The sequence below is a fragment of the Arthrobacter sp. ISL-85 genome (genome assembly GCF_018613675.1).
Classification (GTDB): domain Bacteria; phylum Actinomycetota; class Actinomycetes; order Actinomycetales; family Micrococcaceae; genus Arthrobacter.
Genome location: NZ_JAGGPQ010000009.1, coordinates 74,520 through 89,186 on the forward strand (window position 1 = coordinate 74,520; position 14,667 = coordinate 89,186).

A 14,667-nucleotide genomic window follows, 5' to 3' on the forward strand; every position below is an offset into this window, starting at 1 on the left:
AGCATCATCAGGGAAAGAGACCATGCGCATCCTCGTCGCGAACGTCAACACCACGGCATCCATGACGGATACCATTGCTACCCAGGCCCGCATGGCCGCCGCCTCCGGGACGGAGATCATTGGCCTGACGCCGCGCTTCGGCGCCGACTCCTGTGAAGGTAACTTCGAAAGCTACCTGGCCGCGATCGCGGTCATGGACGCGGTCCTGTCGTATCCGGAACCGTTCGACGCCGTAATCCAGGCTGGTTATGGCGAGCACGGACGGGAAGGGCTCCAGGAACTCCTGGACGTCCCGGTCGTCGACATCACCGAAGCGGCCGCCAGCACGGCCATGTTCCTCGGCCACAAATACTCGGTGGTCACCACGTTGGACCGGACGGTGCCGCTGATTGAAGACCGGCTCAAACTGGCCGGACTCGGCGCCCGATGCGCCTCAGTCCGTGCAAGCGGTCTCGGGGTGCTGGAGTTGGAGGAATTCCCGGAGCGGGCTGTCGAGGCGATCCTTGCCGAAGCCACGCGCGCCGTTGAGGAGGACAAGGCAGAGGTCATCGTCCTTGGCTGCGGAGGGATGTCCGGGCTGGACGAGCAGATCCGGACCCGCCTTGGTGTCCCCGTGGTGGACGGCGTAGCGGCTGCGGTGACGATCGCGGAATCCCTTATCCGCCTCGGCCTGTCGACCTCCAAGGTCCGCACCTACGCCCCACCCCGCCCTAAAACCGTGACGGGCTGGCCCCTCCCGGCGATCCCCGGTAACGCCGACAGCGCAAAGGTAAGCATCAATGACTAAACCAACGCAGGACAGCTTCGACCTGGTTATCCGGGGCCGGCGCATCCTGACCACCGCCGGGATGGTCCCGCGCGAAGTGGGGGTGCGCAACGGCAAGATCGTGGCCATTGAGCCGCTGGGCAATGGCCTGGCCGGCACGGAAGTCATTGAACTGGCCGAGGACGAGACCCTGCTGCCGGGCCTGGTGGACACCCACGTCCATGTCAACGAGCCCGGCCGTACGGAATGGGAGGGCTTCGCCTCCGCCACCCGCGCCGCGGCAGCAGGCGGCGTCACCACCATCATCGACATGCCGCTGAACTCCGTCCCGCCCACCACCACGGTGGAGAACCTCAAGCTCAAGCGGGAGGTGGCCGAGGACCAGGCCTTCATCGACGTCGGGTTCTGGGGCGGCGCCATCCCGGGCAACAAGGCTGACCTCCGTCCCCTGCATGACGAAGGCGTGTTCGGCTTCAAGTGCTTCCTCCTGCACTCCGGCGTGGACGAGTTTCCGCACCTGGACGCGGACGAGATGGAAGAGGACATGGCCGAGCTGAAGTCCTTCGACTCGCTCATGATCGTCCACGCCGAGGACTCCCATGCCATCGACCGCGCCCCCCACCCGGGCGGGGACCACTACGAAACCTTCCTGGCCTCCCGCCCCCGCGGCGCCGAGAACAAGGCCATCGCCGAGGTCATCGAGCGGGCCCGCTGGACCAGTGCGCGTGCGCATATCCTGCACCTGTCGTCGTCGGACGCGCTGCCCATGATCGCCTCGGCAAAGCGCGACGGGGTGAAGCTCACCGTGGAAACGTGCCCGCACTACCTCACGCTGATGGCGGAGGAAATCCCGGATGGCGCCACCGCCTACAAGTGCTGCCCGCCCATCCGCGAGGCCTCAAACCGGGAACTGCTGTGGCAGGGCCTGCAGGACGGCACCATCGACTGCATCGTCTCGGACCACTCTCCCTCCACCCTGGACCTGAAGGACCTGGAGAACGGCGACTTCGCCGTCGCGTGGGGCGGCGTCTCGTCGCTCCAGCTGGGCCTGTCCCTGATCTGGACCGAAGCACGCCATCGCGGCATCCCGCTGGAGCAGGTGGTGTCCTGGATGGCGGAGAAGCCGGCCAACCTGGCCAGGCTCACCACCAAGGGCCAGCTGGCCCTGGGCTACGACGCCGACTTTGCCGTCTTCGCCCCGGATGAGGCCTTCGTGGTGGATGTGTCCAAGCTCAAGCACAAGAATCCCATCACCCCGTACGACGGCAAGGCCCTGTCCGGTGTGGTCCGCAAAACCTTCCTCCGCGGCGGCGTAGTGGACGGCAAGACCCCCACGGGCAAGCTGATCCGCCGCGGCGGCATATAACGGCGCGGCGAATCCCCCTCAACTGAACGTGGCTGCCGAGCCGGTCCAGCGTGCGGCAGCCACGTTCCGAAATACGGGATCTCCACCAATGCCTGCGCCATGCCCAGCCCAGGCGGGCGCCTCCCCTGCCTGAGCGATTTGCAGCTTTACGGAATCACCATTATCAGCTCTTATTCTGGTCGCGTAGAGGCCCTGGAAGGGGGCTGTGCTCCGCCATCGCTCCGCGGCTTTCACCCTCGCAACCCGTGCGCCGCAATTTGGCTCCAGCGCTCGATTTGCAGGGCCGGGTTCCTCGTCACGGATGAAGTCGAGATCGTTACGTGCAAGGGGCATCTGGCCGTTTCGGTCGACTCTGATGTGGTCCACGGAATTCCTTGAAAGAGGCAGCCTCGGGGACGAACTGCATGCGGCTGCTCGCCTTAAATCAGCTACCGGTCGGCGGGCCAACGGTACGTATACTGATCATCTGGATGGTGATTGCCCAAGGCAATAGGTCCCGGCTCCGCAGAAGGTCCTTTGCCTCTGGATCGATCAGACATCGACGTCTTCGACGAGCAAAGGGAATCAACCATGGGCTTCCTGGACCGTGACCACTCCATCGCCCCGCCGGGCTTCAACCGCTGGCTGGTCCCGCCGGCGGCGCTGGCCGTTCATTTATGTATTGGCCAGGCCTACGCCACCAGCGTCTACAAGACCGCGCTGGTCAAGCACTTCGGGGCAAGCCTGACCGAGGTCGGCGTCATCTTCTCCATCGCCATCGTGATGCTGGGCCTCTCCGCCGCGGTCATGGGCACCTGGGTGGACACCAACGGCCCACGCAAGGCGATGTTCACGTCCGCGATGTTCTGGGCGGGCGGCTTCGTGATCGGCTCGGTGGGCATCTTCACCCGCCAGCTCTGGCTGGTCTACCTGGGCTACGGCTTCGTGGGCGGCATCGGCCTGGGCATCGGCTATATCTCGCCGGTGTCCACGCTGATCAAGTGGTTCCCGGACCGGCCGGGCCTGGCCACCGGCATGGCGATCATGGGCTTCGGCGGCGGCGCGCTGATTGCCAGCCCGGTTTCCCAGGCTCTGCTCAAGGCGTACGACCCCAACTCCGGCGCCCAGGGCTGGGTTGCCAGCGGCGATGCCGTGGGAAAACTCTTCCTGACCCTCGCCGTCGTCTATCTCGCCTACATGCTGTTCGGCGCGTTCACCGTCCGGGTGCCCGCTGACGGGTGGCGCCCCGCAGGGTTCGACCCGGCCAAGGTCAAGGCCGCCAAATTGGTGACCACGGAGAACGTCTCGGCCAGGAACGCCATCAAGACGCGGCAGTTCTGGCTGGTGTGGGTGGCGCTGTTCTGCAACGTCACGGCGGGCATCGGCATCCTGGAGCAGGCCGCTCCCATGATCCAGGACTTCTTCCGGCAGTCCGACGGCAAGTCCCTGGTCAGTGCCGGCGTGGCCGCGGGCTTCGTGGGGCTGCTGTCCATCGGCAACATGTCCGGCCGGTTCGCCTGGTCCGCCACCTCCGACGTCACGGGCCGCAAACGGATCTACATGGTCTACCTGGGCGTGGGTGCTGTGCTGTACACGGTACTTGCGCTTGCGGGGTCCTCCGCCACTGCCCTCTACGTGGTGCTCGCCTTCGTCATCATCTCGTTCTACGGCGGCGGATTTGCCACCGTCCCGGCCTACCTGCGGGACCTGTTCGGCACATACCAGGTGGGCGCCATCCACGGCCGGCTGTTGACCGCGTGGTCAGCCGCCGGTGTGGCCGGACCCTTGATCGTCAACGGAATCCTGGACGCGCAGGGCAAGCCCGGCCAGCTGAACGCCGCGTCCTACCAGCCCGCGCTGCTGACCATGGTGGCGCTGCTGATCATCGGGTTTGTAGCCAACCTGCTGGTCAAGCCCGTCGACGCACGATTCCACGAACCCCGCCCCGAACGGCACACATCTTCCATGGAGGCCTGACATGAGCAGCACCGCACACACCCACGGCGCCCACGAGCCGGTCAAAAAGTCCACGGGCCGGCTGGTCCTGGCCTGGGTCCTGGTGGGGATCCCGCTGGCTTACGGCGTCTTCCAAACATTGACCCAGGTGGCCGCGCTGTTCGGCTAACGCTTGGTACCGCCGCCCGCGGGTCACGCCCCGCGCACCTTGGCGGGAACGGGTAACGTAGCGACCCCGGGCTTCCGCGGCCATGACTGCTGTCTATCCAGCCCGCCGCGGCCAAAATCGGCGGTGCATGGCTTGTCTGGCACCGGTCCTGTCCTCGGCGCAGCGCCGGGCCGGACGGGAACCCGGCTCCAGACTGCGGCCGCGGACTCCAAGCAGACTGTACTGTGCACTACCTCGCACTGCAGGTGGGGCGGTCTTCTTGAGGAGGCAATGATGCTGGCGTGGTCGATGATCTCGTACGGGCAGCGCTGTCGGTGCTTGCTGCCCTGATCCTTGGGTTTCTGCTGGCCCGTGAAAGACATCTGGGAATATCGGAACGCAATCCTCAGGGCCGTGAATGCCCCGCAGTTCTTCGTGGATGCGCCCCTTCCGGTCTTCCCCGCGAGTTGGCAGGACTCTGGTACGGGTGTTTTCGGGTTCGCTGCACTCGCCCTGGTTTTGGGCCTGGGGAGCCCGCGATCCTGAAGGGAATAGGAGTCGAGCTTCTCGTAGAGTCCAATGCCCCGGCCTTCCTGCCTCAGATACAGCAGGAAGCCCCCTCTCCGGCTATCCGTTCGGCCGCCTCGCGGAGCTGTGGCCCGCAGTCGCACCGCTGGGATCCCAGGACATCCCCGGTGAGGCATTCGCTGTGAGGTCGCACCAAGGGGACGGCGGCCTCAGCGAGGGTACCCTGCCAATCGCCGAGCCCCAGCAGCAGCGCACTTCGCTTTGTCGTTTCAGCACCCTCAACACCGGGTGCCAGCGTTGAACGCTTGCAGTCCAATGGCCTCGATAGTTCTTTTCTGTACTGCTGGACTCCGTCAATCACAGATCGCTGAGCCCAAGGCCTTGGTCGTCAGGCAAGGTGATCGTTTTCCCAGCCGGAGTCCCGAAGGAGCGCAGGCACGTGCAGCCCCGGCCCTTTGACTGCCGGCATTGTCAGCCAGACGAAGCGTTGCATCTTGTTGTACTTGCCGAAGTCCAGGACAGCGCCCGGCAGTATCGGTCACCAGTGGAATTAGTTCAGTTCGGCCTCGATGGCAGCGATTACCTCGGGGGAATCCGGCGCTGTCTGCGGGGCGAAGCGCTGGACAACCTTGCCCTCGGCGCTGACCAGGAATTTCTCGAAGTTCCAGGTGATGTCCTCGGCCAACTGGCCGCTGCGGAATCCGGTAGGCACCGCATACAGCGGGTGTCGGTGCGGACCGTTGACCTCCGTCTTCTCGGCCAGCGGAAACGTCACCCCGTAGTTGATGCTGCAGAACTCCTGGATGTCCTCGGCGCTTCCCGGCTCCTGGCCCCTGAACTGATTGCTCGGCACACCCAGTATGACGAAACCCTTGTCCGAATATTGCCGGTAAAGGGCCTCGAGCGCCTCGTACTGCGGGGTCAGACCGCATTTGGATGCCACGTTGACCACGAGAACCGTCTTGCCTTTGAAGTCACCGAAGCTGGCTTCCTGTCCGTCGATCATGGTTAACGGAATGCTGTGAAGTGCCTCGGTCATGGTCACAATCCTCTCGGTTTTGGTCATTCCATTGCTGTAACGCCCGGATCGAGGGTATCCATCCCCGGGCCCACCCTAAGAATTGAGTTCCACAAGGCAGCAGGTCCGGTCTGAAATCCTTGACCCAGTCATCGGCGACGTTGCTAACATCGATACGCACGTTTACGCCGCACGACTAGATGCCCGGTTCTAAACGCTACACTTCAGGTTGTCTCGAAACCCTTCGGATACGAGACGTCCCACCGACGGGATGAACGCTGCGGCGACAGCGATTCAATTTCCGCGCCGTCCTACGAGTTTGCCGCAGCGATGATTCTCGTAACTATGTGTCACAACCTAATGGTGGAATCGCTGAAATCAACGTTAGTGACGAGGCGATTCTTCTGGCGGCCGCGCATTTGCCGAATCAAAGTTTGCAAGGCAGAAGTACACCCCAACCTGACGTGAAACCTCCTGACTAGGGAAGATACGGCCTGTGGCGGCGGTCCGATTGCTTTCCGATGCGCGGCCCGGGCATAACATGTGACGTAGCCACCCGCTGGCCGGGCGTCTTCACCAAGTCCAAATTTTTTGGGCTATTTCGACTATTCTCGAGCTTCCCCACCGCGGTTTCCGTTCCCTCCCACTGCCATGCTGGGTTCTGAGATCAGGATGAACCGTTGTCAATAAAAGCGGTTTTCGTCCTATGCTGACGCCATCACCCGAAAGCGGCATGCTCTGCCAGGAGTGCTGACAGTCTTAGGGCCCCAGGCCCGGAACGCTTTCGAAGCAAGCGAAAGCCCAGGCTCCTTCGACTGGAGCTGCGTTCTGAAAACAGATATAGTCGAAGCACTACGACCGGTTCCGCCTACTTCAGTAGGTCCAGGGCCGGTCTTTACTTTCTCTGAGCAGGAGGCTCAGTTGCCCGCATCCGTTAAGGCCTACAAGACCTACGAGGAGCAGGTCGACCTCCTGGCCTCCCGCGGGATGGGCGTCGCGGACAGGGACGCTGCCATCAAGCAACTGCAGCACATCAACTACTACCGCTTGAGCGGGTATTGGTATTCATTCAGGCGCCAAGGACCTTCAGGCCGTGACGATAGCTTTTACGCCGGAACGACATTCACCGATGTCGTCAGGCTCTATAGCTTCGATGAGAGTCTCCGAACGGCAACTTTCGCCTCCCTCACGCCGATCGAACTGGCACTGCGAGCCCTACTCGGACATGCCCTTGGAATGCTCGACGAATGTGCCCACCTGAAGCCGGAACTTCTAGGACCGCGGGCAGCCCAGGGCACCTCCTATGCCACCTGGATGCAGCGGTACAAGAAGAGCCTGGCCGATTCGAAGGAAGACTTCGTCAGGCACCACCATGCAAAGTACGGTGGAACTCTTCCCGTTTGGGCAGCCGTTGAAATCCTCGACTGGGGAGCACTCACCTACCTGTACGGTTTCTCACCCCGACAAACTCAGGACAACATCGCGGACAAGTTTGGCCTGACCGCTCCGCAGCTGGAGTCCTGGATGAAATCACTCAACGTTCTGAGAAACATCTGCGCACACCACGGAAGACTCTTTAACAAGGTCCACGCAATAAAGCCCAAACTCCCAAACGTTGGCCACCTGCCTGAACTCGATCATGCCCGCCAGGAGATGAACCGGACCTTCGGACAACTCACTCTCATCCAGCACATGCTCCGGACGCTCGACGTAGGGCGGCCCGAACTTCTTCCGGCCGTCCTGCGCTCTTACCCAGATGTTCAGCTACTCCCCCTTTCCCATATTGGAGCTCCGCCCGACTGGGCCACAGCCCCGCTATGGAATTAGCTACCTGAAGCCATCCAAGAGTGCCCGTTCCGGAACAAAAGCAGCTTGACGGCATATCAACTATCGGCTCTCTATTTCGGTCGGGGGAGAAGCCCCCGGCCAGGGTTGCCAGTCGCGATTATGCCGGGGCAAGCACCACGGAGTGGCCAAACTCAAACCGTCACGGTGAATCCAGAACTAATTGACACAACCAGTGGATATCGACTTGAAACCGGAGGGCGCGGGCGGGTCTGAAACCAAGGACACGCAGTCAGCAGTGTGTTTCCGACGATGTTATTACTGGATGCGCCGCTCGGGGAAGGACGTCGTCTGGAATGCGATCTTGCGCAGCCTTCTGGTGTACTACTACCGCAGGGCCAGAGACCCCCTCCTGCTGTTGCCGCGCCAACGGCTGTTATTGCCTTAGACGGCCCTGTCGCGTGCGCGTGTTCCTTCATGGTTAAATTTGCGGACGAAACCTCGCGGTTTCGTGAGACCTCGTTGGCGGGCAGTGGCAGCAGAAGGCAGGCATGACGGTCCAGAAGGTGACTCTTCGTGAGTGTGAGGTATCAGTAGGTCTTGACGGCATCTTCCGTGTCCGGTGGTTCCCCGCTGCTTGGATCAGCGAGCAGAACGCCGTGGATGTGTTGGCGGCCGTGACGGGCCTTGGCGGGGACAGCAACATTTTGATGATGGTTAACCTCTCCGGTGCCGCGGGCTTCGAGAGCGCCGCACGGGCGGTATTTGCCAAGGAGCGGTCTTCACGAAAAGTAGCGATGATCGGCGCCTCGCCCGTAGACGAAGTGATTGCGCATTACGTGAGCACCCTTGATCCGCGTCTTCGCCGCACATGGTTTTTCAGCAGCGAGGAGGAGGCAGAAGCCTGGTTGTTGTGTTCATAACTCCGCCGGGACACTCGGTCAGCCTCAGGGCTTTCCGGCAACCAGCCAAGGAACCTGACAGGAACCACCTATGTTGTTGTCTCCTGCGCAGGTAGTAGTGTCGTCCGGGAGCGGCGAAGCCTCGGAAAACGGAGCCTTGTTATTTAAAGGGTCTCCCACATTTCCGTGAATTAGCACGGTCCTAGGCCTGCGGCCATGATGGTTAACAGTCCCTCCGATTGGTGCTCGGCAATTGTCCGTGGAGGGGGCGCGCCCGCGCTACCAGTGGATTTAGAGACCTAAGCCACCATCAGGAGCAGCCGAGAGACCTGCCTCAGTGACGCTGCAGCTTCCCAGACATATTCCCGCAAGGTGCTAATGGCAGGAACGATGGAAAGGAAAGTGCCATGACGATCGATCGCATTCACACCAGCCACTCGGGGTCTTTGCCCCGCACCGAGGGACTCATCGCCGCCAACGCCGCACGTTCCTTCGCGGAGGACGGAGCAGGGCGGCGACCCACTGATGCGCATTAGTCCGGACACGTTGAGTTACGCCCTGACCTATGGCGGAACGCAGGTCCTGGCGCTGCTGATTTTCCTCGGCCAACTCACCGCGGTAGGGATCCTCCTGATTCTTGCCGGCATTACCCGGCTGGCGGCTTAGCCGGTCCACGCACTCGCGCGGTCGTTCAGCAGACCTGACGGGCCAGGGGCGGGTGTCGGCCAAGGCCTAGGCCGTAGCATGATGTCGGATGTTTCAGTAAGGGATGCAAAGGCCAGATTGCGCGCGGAGATTCGTCTCCTCCGCCACCGGCCAGCGGAGGAGCAGGGGACGGCAACGGCCGGTCTAGCGGAGCATCTGGTAGCTCTGGTTCGTCACAAGGCCCCCGCTTTGGTGGGCTGCTACCTTCCCGGGGATGACCCCAACATCCGGCAGTCCTTGGGCTGGGCCGCGAATGGCGTGGACCTTCTCGTTCCGGTGAGCAGGCAGGGCGGGTTGCTGGACTGGTAGGCGTAAACGACGGGCTGTGATCTTTACAACAGTGTGCTCCTATTGGATAATCCTATAGGAAACAGGAATGGACGAAGGAGTGGCCACGGCAGCGCTCCTCTAGTTTCCGAATACGACATACCGCCGTCAACGCCATCTCACCAAGCCCATCGACGCCCACATCATAGTCGGCAGAGTCCGCAAGGAACGCAAGGACGAACTCGCCAAGGACCTCCTCGTCAAGCGCGTCGGTTCCACCCGGGAGATCTCAGCAGCCATCGCCTTCCTCATCAGCCAGGGCGAGGGATACATGTCCGGCCGGACGCTGAGTGTGGACGGCGGACTCTACATGCACTAAGAAAGAGAAGCATTTTGACCCCACACAATCAGCCTCCGGCCGGCTCCGGCTTCGCATTCTGGAGCAAGGGCCGGAAGATCTATCTCGCCATCGGGATCCTGGCCTGCGTGGCCGGGGTACTGATGATGGTTTTATCACGCTAACAGTTTTCACGGCGGGTCCGGCCTGACCGGATCTGCCGTTCTCCACGCAACTGATTCACCCCCTGAGTTACACCAATGATTGCTCGACGAGGAGTTTTTATGTCCGCAACAGCCAATTCCACCAAGGAGTTGTTGGATTCGCCAGTCCTTAAATCGGCGATTTCCAAGGCCTCCCGCCGGCTTATGCCGATGCTGGTGATCCTCTATGTGGTCGCCTTCCTCGACCGCACCAACGTCGGCTTCTCCGAAGCAGCCTTAGGCGTAGACAAGGGCATCAGCGCCGGAGCCTTCGCCCTCGGCGCCGGCATCTTCTTCATCGGCTACGCCCTGTTCGAAATCCCGAGCAACTTGCTCCTGACCAAGTTCGGCGCAAAGGTGTGGCTGGCCCGCATCGCCATCACCTGGGGCATCGTGTCGGCCTGCTTCGCGTTCGTCCAGGGTGAGACGTCCTTCATCATCCTGCGATTCCTGCTCGGTGTCACCGAAGCCGGCCTGTTCCCGGGCGTCATCATGTTCCTGGCTGCCTGGTTCCCGAACAAGGTACGCGTGAAGATGTTCGCGATCTTCTATCTGGCCCAGCCGTTCTCGCAGATGATGGGCGCACCGCTTTCCGGCTGGCTCATCAACATCGGCGACCAGGTGCCCGGTGTCCATGGCTGGCAGGTCATGTTTGCCGTCGAAGGCATCCTGGCAGTAGTCGCCGGCGTCGCCTCCTTCTTCTTCCTGATCAACAGCCCTCAGGACGCCAAGTTCCTGAACAAGGAAGAAAAGGGCGCTCTCCTGGAGGTTATGGCTTTGGAGGACACCGTCAAGGAAGAGTCCGGCCCGCGCGGCGTCCTTGCCGCGATGAAGAACGGCAAGGTCTGGTACTTCACCATCATCTACTTCTGCCTGCAGATCGCCGTGTACGGTGTCACTTTCTACCTGCCGCAGCAGGTGTCCCAGCTCACCGGCCAGAAGGTGGGCCTCGCCGTCGGCCTGATGGCAGCCATCCCGTGGTTCTTCGGCATCTTCGCCTGCTACTTCATCGGCAAGGCCGCCAACACCCTGGTCCGCCGCCGCGTCTGGGGTACCTGGCTGTTCGTTTCCACCGGCCTGTGCATCTTCGTCTCGGCCTGGGCAGGCACCAATCACCTCCCGGCACTGGGCATCATCTTCATCACCCTTGCCGTCTGCAGCTTCCTCTCCATCGGCCCAATCGCGTGGTCCTACCCGACGGCGTTCCTCACCGGAACGGCAGCAGCGGCAGGAATCGGTCTGATCAACTCGCTCGGAAACCTCGGCGGCTTCGTCGCGCCGATCATGCGGACCACCGTCAACGAGATGGCCGCTGACTCCACAGGCTCCGCCGGCATCTTTGCCCTGGGCGTGCTCCCGTTCTTGGCCGCGCTCATGATGTTCCTGACAAAGAAGTTCCACAACAAGGCGGATGAACTGCTGGAAAAGTAAGTCTTTCCAGCTCCCTTCAACTGGATTCACCAGCGAAAGCAGCAACACATCCAGCACAGCCCTGCTGACCCCCACCATCCTGGTGGGGGTCAGTACCAAGACGTACCTCGGTTACCGGGACAGCCTGGACTGGCTGGAGCGGTTGCGGCACGAAGAACCGCCCGTGACCTGCCATCTTTATCCGGGGATCAACGCCACTCGATCCGACCGATACAGGCAGAGCCGGTGGAAGTCGGCACAGAATGCCCCCCGCCGTCACCCGACGGAGGAACTGACTCCACGCAAGACCCGGGTCCCCTGTCACACGAACACACATCCTTAGGTGGGACAGAAAGACTTGCCGAGCAGTCTCGAGGTTGCACCGGGGCCCGGCTGGCGATGTTTGACGACGCCTTGTACGGGTCATTGACGATGCCCTGCCAAGCGCGGCGGCGGCTCGCGCCGTATTTTCCACCGTCGTCACCGGCGACCATGGGTTTGGTCGCCAGTTCCGCGGTCGACTGGTCTACGGCTTAGCTGCACTTAAGCATTTCGTAAAGGACTTTCCCGTTCAGTCCCCCTCGATCTAACCAACCAACGGAAGAAATTGATGACGTCCCAAACTCAAGAAACCAGTGTGCCCACCGTGACCCTGAACAATGGGGTCCAGATCCCGCAACTAGGATTCGGCGTGTTCCAAGTCCCACCGGAAGAAACTCAGAGCATTGTCGAAGATGCCTTGGAGGCTGGCTACCGCCACATAGACACAGCTGCCGCCTATCGAAACGAGGCCGGCGTTGGAGCCGCAATTGCCGCATCGGGGATCCCTCGGGAGGAAATCTTCATAACGACAAAGCTGCGCAACGGCGAGCAGGGCAACGCAACAGAGGCGTTCGATAACAGCGCCCACGCTCTAGGGGTCGACTACGTGGACCTTTACCTGATCCACTGGCCCGTACCGTCCCAGGGACTCTTCGTTCAGGCATGGAAACAATTGGAAAGGCTCTACGCCAACGGCCAGGTCCGTGCCATCGGCGTCTCCAACTTCCTGGCCGACCACCTGGACACGCTCCTGGCAGCGTCGAACGTTGTTCCCGCCGTCAACCAGATCGAAATCCACCCCACATTCCAGCAACAGGAACTGTCCGCGAAAAGCCGCTCCCTGGGCATCATGGTGGAGGCATACAGCCCCCTGGGCCAAGGCGCGGACCTTGAGGCAGCCACAGTGAAGTCGATTGCCGGCAGGCACGGGACCAGCCCCGCCCAGATAGTTCTGGGCTGGCACCTCGCACAAGGCACAATCGTCATCCCGAAGTCCGCGGATTCCACCCGCATGCGGGAAAACCTGGGAGCCGTGCGTCTCACCCTCACCCCGGCCGAGGTGGCCGACATAACGGCTCTGGAGTCCGGCGCCCGTGCCGGCACGGACCCAGCCCTCGCCGCACACAGCCAAATGTAGGCATGGAGCGTTAACTTCATAAAGTCAAACTTCGTACCCTACTGAGTGGATCATTCCGCTGCTGCTCACATAAGGTATGCGGCACGAGCTTTCGACGGGGCCGCTCATCCAGACTGAGCAGTTCCCGGAAGGGCACCGCCTTTCTTGCTGCCGTTGCAATGTTGCGGCCTTCTGCTGTGCAAAGGAACGGGTAGACGCTGATGCCTTCTCGCCGATGCACAGTGCGGAGACCTCCGGTTCCCAACCTAGCCAACGAAGCTCGCGGTAGAACTCCGTGACTCCGGTATTCAGAAGCCACTCGATGAATGCCGTGTGGCCGTCCCTAGGGGCGTCCATTCCAGAGTGTCGGGACCCCAAGTAGCAGACTTGCCAGGTTGGGCGGTGAGATCATCGCTATTGATGGTGAACAGTACACCCAGGACGTCGTACGCGACGACGAGGTGGCCCGGGGGCTGCGCGATGGTCGGGGTCACTAAGAGCGTTCGCTGTCGCGAGGTCCTCGATTCCCTCGCCAGCCCCGAGGCTGCGTACCCATCCGATCAAACAGGAGAGTCCCGCAGTTCGATGCGATGGCTCCAAGCGTCGACGTGGTCGTCACTTGCAGACGGTAAAGCGCGTTCCTTTTGGCGGTGCCGGTGGCGACCATGGTGTGGACGTTGACGACGCGCCCGCCTTCGCGGACTTTCAGGACCAGGGCGTCGGCAGCGACGAACTTGCAGTGGCCGGCGTCCAGCGGGCGGCCTGCGGAACGCCTCGACCTGCGCGTCGAGGTCGGCGGCCATGATCGAGACCTGGGACTTGGAGAGTCGGGGTGATCCCGAGGGTCTCGACGAGTTTTTCCATCCGCCGGGTGGGTGACCCCGAGCAGGTAGCAGGTCGCGACCACGGTCGTGAGTGCGGCCTCGGCCCGGCGGCGGCGCTCGAGCAGCCAGGGGATTCGAAACGGCGACGTCTCGACATGCCTAGACCAGCGGCAGCCCTCCGGCCGAACACCTCGTCCTGCGGTAACCAACCAGCGTATATCTGGCAGCGCCCTCAAGTACGAGGCGCCAGCCATGGACACCACCGAGCAACGGGAAAGAAAGAGTGGTCCACAACAACCCAGCCGTGGACCGTTGCCCTTGACCCTTGACCCTTGACCCTTGACCCTTGACCCTTGACAAGAATTTCCTGTATATCTGCTGGTGATTCTGCCTGGGTGACCGACACGGTGCGCTGCTCGATTCCGTGGACGGGACTTCCTTCCCATGCCCGGACCTCGACGAGCACGCCGTCGGGCCTAATCGCAGGCACTACCTCATTCTGCTGCACCGAGGCATCCATCAGTCCGGCGACGCCACCCGGTGCCAGGGCGAGGATATGGTCGGCGACACCGCTGCCGCGTGGAACCAGTTCATCGGCACCGAGCGACCGCACCAGAACTTCGTCCTTCTTGGAGGAGTCGGCAATCACACGCAGGCCGGCGGCCTTGGCCAGCTGGACTGTATACCCGCCCAGTGCGCCGGCGGCGCCAGTGACGGCGATCGTCCCGCCGTGTTCGGCGCCGAGCGCTTCCAGCGCCACCTGGGCGGTCAATCCATTCATGGGAAGCGTGGCCGCTTCGGTAAGGCCCATTCCCGTCGGAACTTTCGCCACCTCGCGTCGAGCAGCGTGCCGACGGCGCTGCCTTATGTCGGCCGGGCCGTGGCAGCTTGCCTCGGCGCGCGGTCCAGCGCCTAGATCGAGGGCTTCTCATCCATGCAGCACGATCTCTCCGGCGCTTCGGATGCAGGCCAACCACGCCAATGAGTTTTTCCTCAAACGTGGGTCATTGGAGAGCTCAAACGAGTCCACTAGAT

Annotated in this window: 15 protein-coding genes and 2 pseudogenes; 12 read left to right on the forward strand and 5 right to left on the reverse strand. The window is 62.2% G+C overall.

What is annotated here, in order from left to right; genetic code table 11:
* Positions 1–22: 22 nt before the first annotated feature.
* From J7I84_RS07385 to J7I84_RS07400, 4 genes are all read left to right on the forward strand, one after another.
* Positions 23–787: an aspartate/glutamate racemase family protein gene (locus J7I84_RS07385; RefSeq protein WP_214942734.1), complete on the forward strand. Its 765-nt coding sequence runs from the start codon at positions 23–25 to the stop codon at positions 785–787.
* Positions 780–2,132: an allantoinase AllB gene (gene allB / locus J7I84_RS07390; protein ID WP_214942737.1), complete on the forward strand. Its 1,353-nt coding sequence runs from the start codon at positions 780–782 to the stop codon at positions 2,130–2,132. The genes J7I84_RS07385 and allB overlap by 8 nt, the downstream gene beginning before the upstream one ends.
* 570 nt (positions 2,133–2,702) lie before the next feature.
* The gene (locus J7I84_RS07395) at positions 2,703–4,088 is read left to right on the forward strand and encodes an OFA family MFS transporter (RefSeq protein WP_214942956.1); all 1,386 of its coding nucleotides are present in this window, start codon (positions 2,703–2,705) and stop codon (positions 4,086–4,088) included.
* Position 4,089: 1 nt separating this feature from the next.
* A complete protein-coding gene (locus tag J7I84_RS07400) occupies positions 4,090–4,236 on the forward strand; it encodes a hypothetical protein (protein WP_201302450.1) in 147 nt (48 codons plus the stop codon).
* Positions 4,237–4,259: 23 nt separating this feature from the next.
* On the opposite strand, the pseudogene J7I84_RS22030 reads toward J7I84_RS07400, so the two are convergent.
* Together J7I84_RS22030 and J7I84_RS07410 are read right to left on the reverse strand one after the other, a co-directional pair.
* Positions 4,260–5,104, reverse strand: a pseudogene (locus J7I84_RS22030) (hypothetical protein).
* Positions 5,105–5,293: 189 nt separating this feature from the next.
* Positions 5,294–5,782: a glutathione peroxidase gene (locus J7I84_RS07410; RefSeq protein ID WP_214942740.1), complete on the reverse strand. Its 489-nt coding sequence runs from the start codon at positions 5,780–5,782 to the stop codon at positions 5,294–5,296.
* 900 nt (positions 5,783–6,682) lie between these two features.
* On the opposite strand from J7I84_RS07410, the gene J7I84_RS07415 reads away from it, so the two are divergent.
* The 8 genes from J7I84_RS07415 (at position 6,683) to J7I84_RS07440 (ending at position 12,829) form a co-directional block, all read left to right on the forward strand.
* Positions 6,683–7,588 carry an Abi family protein gene (locus J7I84_RS07415; protein ID WP_251046258.1) on the forward strand — a complete coding sequence of 302 codons (906 nt, stop codon included), beginning with the start codon at positions 6,683–6,685 and terminating at the stop codon, positions 7,586–7,588.
* Positions 7,589–8,097: 509 nt separating this feature from the next.
* Positions 8,098–8,469 carry a hypothetical protein gene (locus J7I84_RS07420; RefSeq protein ID WP_214942743.1) on the forward strand — a complete coding sequence of 124 codons (372 nt, stop codon included), beginning with the start codon at positions 8,098–8,100 and terminating at the stop codon, positions 8,467–8,469.
* Between the two features lie 386 nt (positions 8,470–8,855).
* The gene (locus J7I84_RS21740) at positions 8,856–8,984 is read left to right on the forward strand and encodes a hypothetical protein (RefSeq protein WP_285291202.1); all 129 of its coding nucleotides are present in this window, start codon (positions 8,856–8,858) and stop codon (positions 8,982–8,984) included.
* Entirely contained in the window at positions 8,974–9,114 is a 141-nt protein-coding gene (locus J7I84_RS07425; protein WP_214942746.1) for a hypothetical protein, read from the forward strand. The genes J7I84_RS21740 and J7I84_RS07425 overlap by 11 nt, the downstream gene beginning before the upstream one ends.
* 511 nt (positions 9,115–9,625) lie before the next feature.
* Positions 9,626–9,799, forward strand: a complete 174-nt coding sequence (locus J7I84_RS21880; RefSeq protein ID WP_311381102.1) for an SDR family oxidoreductase — start codon at positions 9,626–9,628, stop codon at positions 9,797–9,799.
* A gap of 14 nt (positions 9,800–9,813) precedes the next feature.
* Complete coding sequence (locus J7I84_RS21745; RefSeq protein WP_285291194.1) at positions 9,814–9,942, forward strand: hypothetical protein; 129 nt, start codon at positions 9,814–9,816, stop codon at positions 9,940–9,942.
* A 99-nt stretch (positions 9,943–10,041) separates the two neighbouring features.
* Entirely contained in the window at positions 10,042–11,391 is a 1,350-nt protein-coding gene (locus J7I84_RS07435) for an MFS transporter (protein ID WP_214942749.1), read from the forward strand.
* A gap of 589 nt (positions 11,392–11,980) precedes the next feature.
* Positions 11,981–12,829 carry an aldo/keto reductase gene (locus J7I84_RS07440; protein ID WP_214942752.1) on the forward strand — a complete coding sequence of 283 codons (849 nt, stop codon included), beginning with the start codon at positions 11,981–11,983 and terminating at the stop codon, positions 12,827–12,829.
* Positions 12,830–12,853: 24 nt separating this feature from the next.
* Here J7I84_RS07440 and J7I84_RS22035 read toward each other — a convergent pair.
* The 3 genes and pseudogenes from J7I84_RS22035 to J7I84_RS07460 form a co-directional block, all read right to left on the reverse strand.
* Positions 12,854–13,302, reverse strand: a pseudogene (locus J7I84_RS22035) (DUF2625 family protein).
* Complete coding sequence (locus J7I84_RS22040; protein ID WP_396020044.1) at positions 13,302–13,886, reverse strand: transposase; 585 nt, start codon at positions 13,884–13,886, stop codon at positions 13,302–13,304. Before J7I84_RS22040 ends, J7I84_RS22035 begins: the two are co-directional and overlap by 1 nt.
* Entirely contained in the window at positions 13,865–14,443 is a 579-nt protein-coding gene (locus J7I84_RS07460; protein WP_214942763.1) for a zinc-binding dehydrogenase, read from the reverse strand. Before J7I84_RS07460 ends, J7I84_RS22040 begins: the two co-directional genes overlap by 22 nt.
* Between the last annotated feature and the right edge of the window lie 224 nt (positions 14,444–14,667).

Coding starts and splice junctions, on each gene's coding strand:
- J7I84_RS07410 (WP_214942740.1), bottom strand. CDS start 5,782: ATGACCGAGGCACTTCACAGCATTCCGTTAACCATGATCGACGGACAG.
- J7I84_RS07440 (WP_214942752.1), top strand. CDS start 11,981: ATGACGTCCCAAACTCAAGAAACCAGTGTGCCCACCGTGACCCTGAAC.
- J7I84_RS07425 (WP_214942746.1), top strand. CDS start 8,974: ATGCGCATTAGTCCGGACACGTTGAGTTACGCCCTGACCTATGGCGGA.
- J7I84_RS21740 (WP_285291202.1), top strand. CDS start 8,856: ATGACGATCGATCGCATTCACACCAGCCACTCGGGGTCTTTGCCCCGC.
- J7I84_RS07385 (WP_214942734.1), top strand. CDS start 23: ATGCGCATCCTCGTCGCGAACGTCAACACCACGGCATCCATGACGGAT.
- J7I84_RS07460 (WP_214942763.1), bottom strand. CDS start 14,443: ATGGGCCTTACCGAAGCGGCCACGCTTCCCATGAATGGATTGACCGCC.
- J7I84_RS07420 (WP_214942743.1), top strand. CDS start 8,098: ATGACGGTCCAGAAGGTGACTCTTCGTGAGTGTGAGGTATCAGTAGGT.
- allB (WP_214942737.1), top strand. CDS start 780: ATGACTAAACCAACGCAGGACAGCTTCGACCTGGTTATCCGGGGCCGG.
- J7I84_RS07435 (WP_214942749.1), top strand. CDS start 10,042: ATGTCCGCAACAGCCAATTCCACCAAGGAGTTGTTGGATTCGCCAGTC.
- J7I84_RS07400 (WP_201302450.1), top strand. CDS start 4,090: ATGAGCAGCACCGCACACACCCACGGCGCCCACGAGCCGGTCAAAAAG.
- J7I84_RS22040 (WP_396020044.1), bottom strand. CDS start 13,886: ATGGCTGGCGCCTCGTACTTGAGGGCGCTGCCAGATATACGCTGGTTG.
- J7I84_RS07395 (WP_214942956.1), top strand. CDS start 2,703: ATGGGCTTCCTGGACCGTGACCACTCCATCGCCCCGCCGGGCTTCAAC.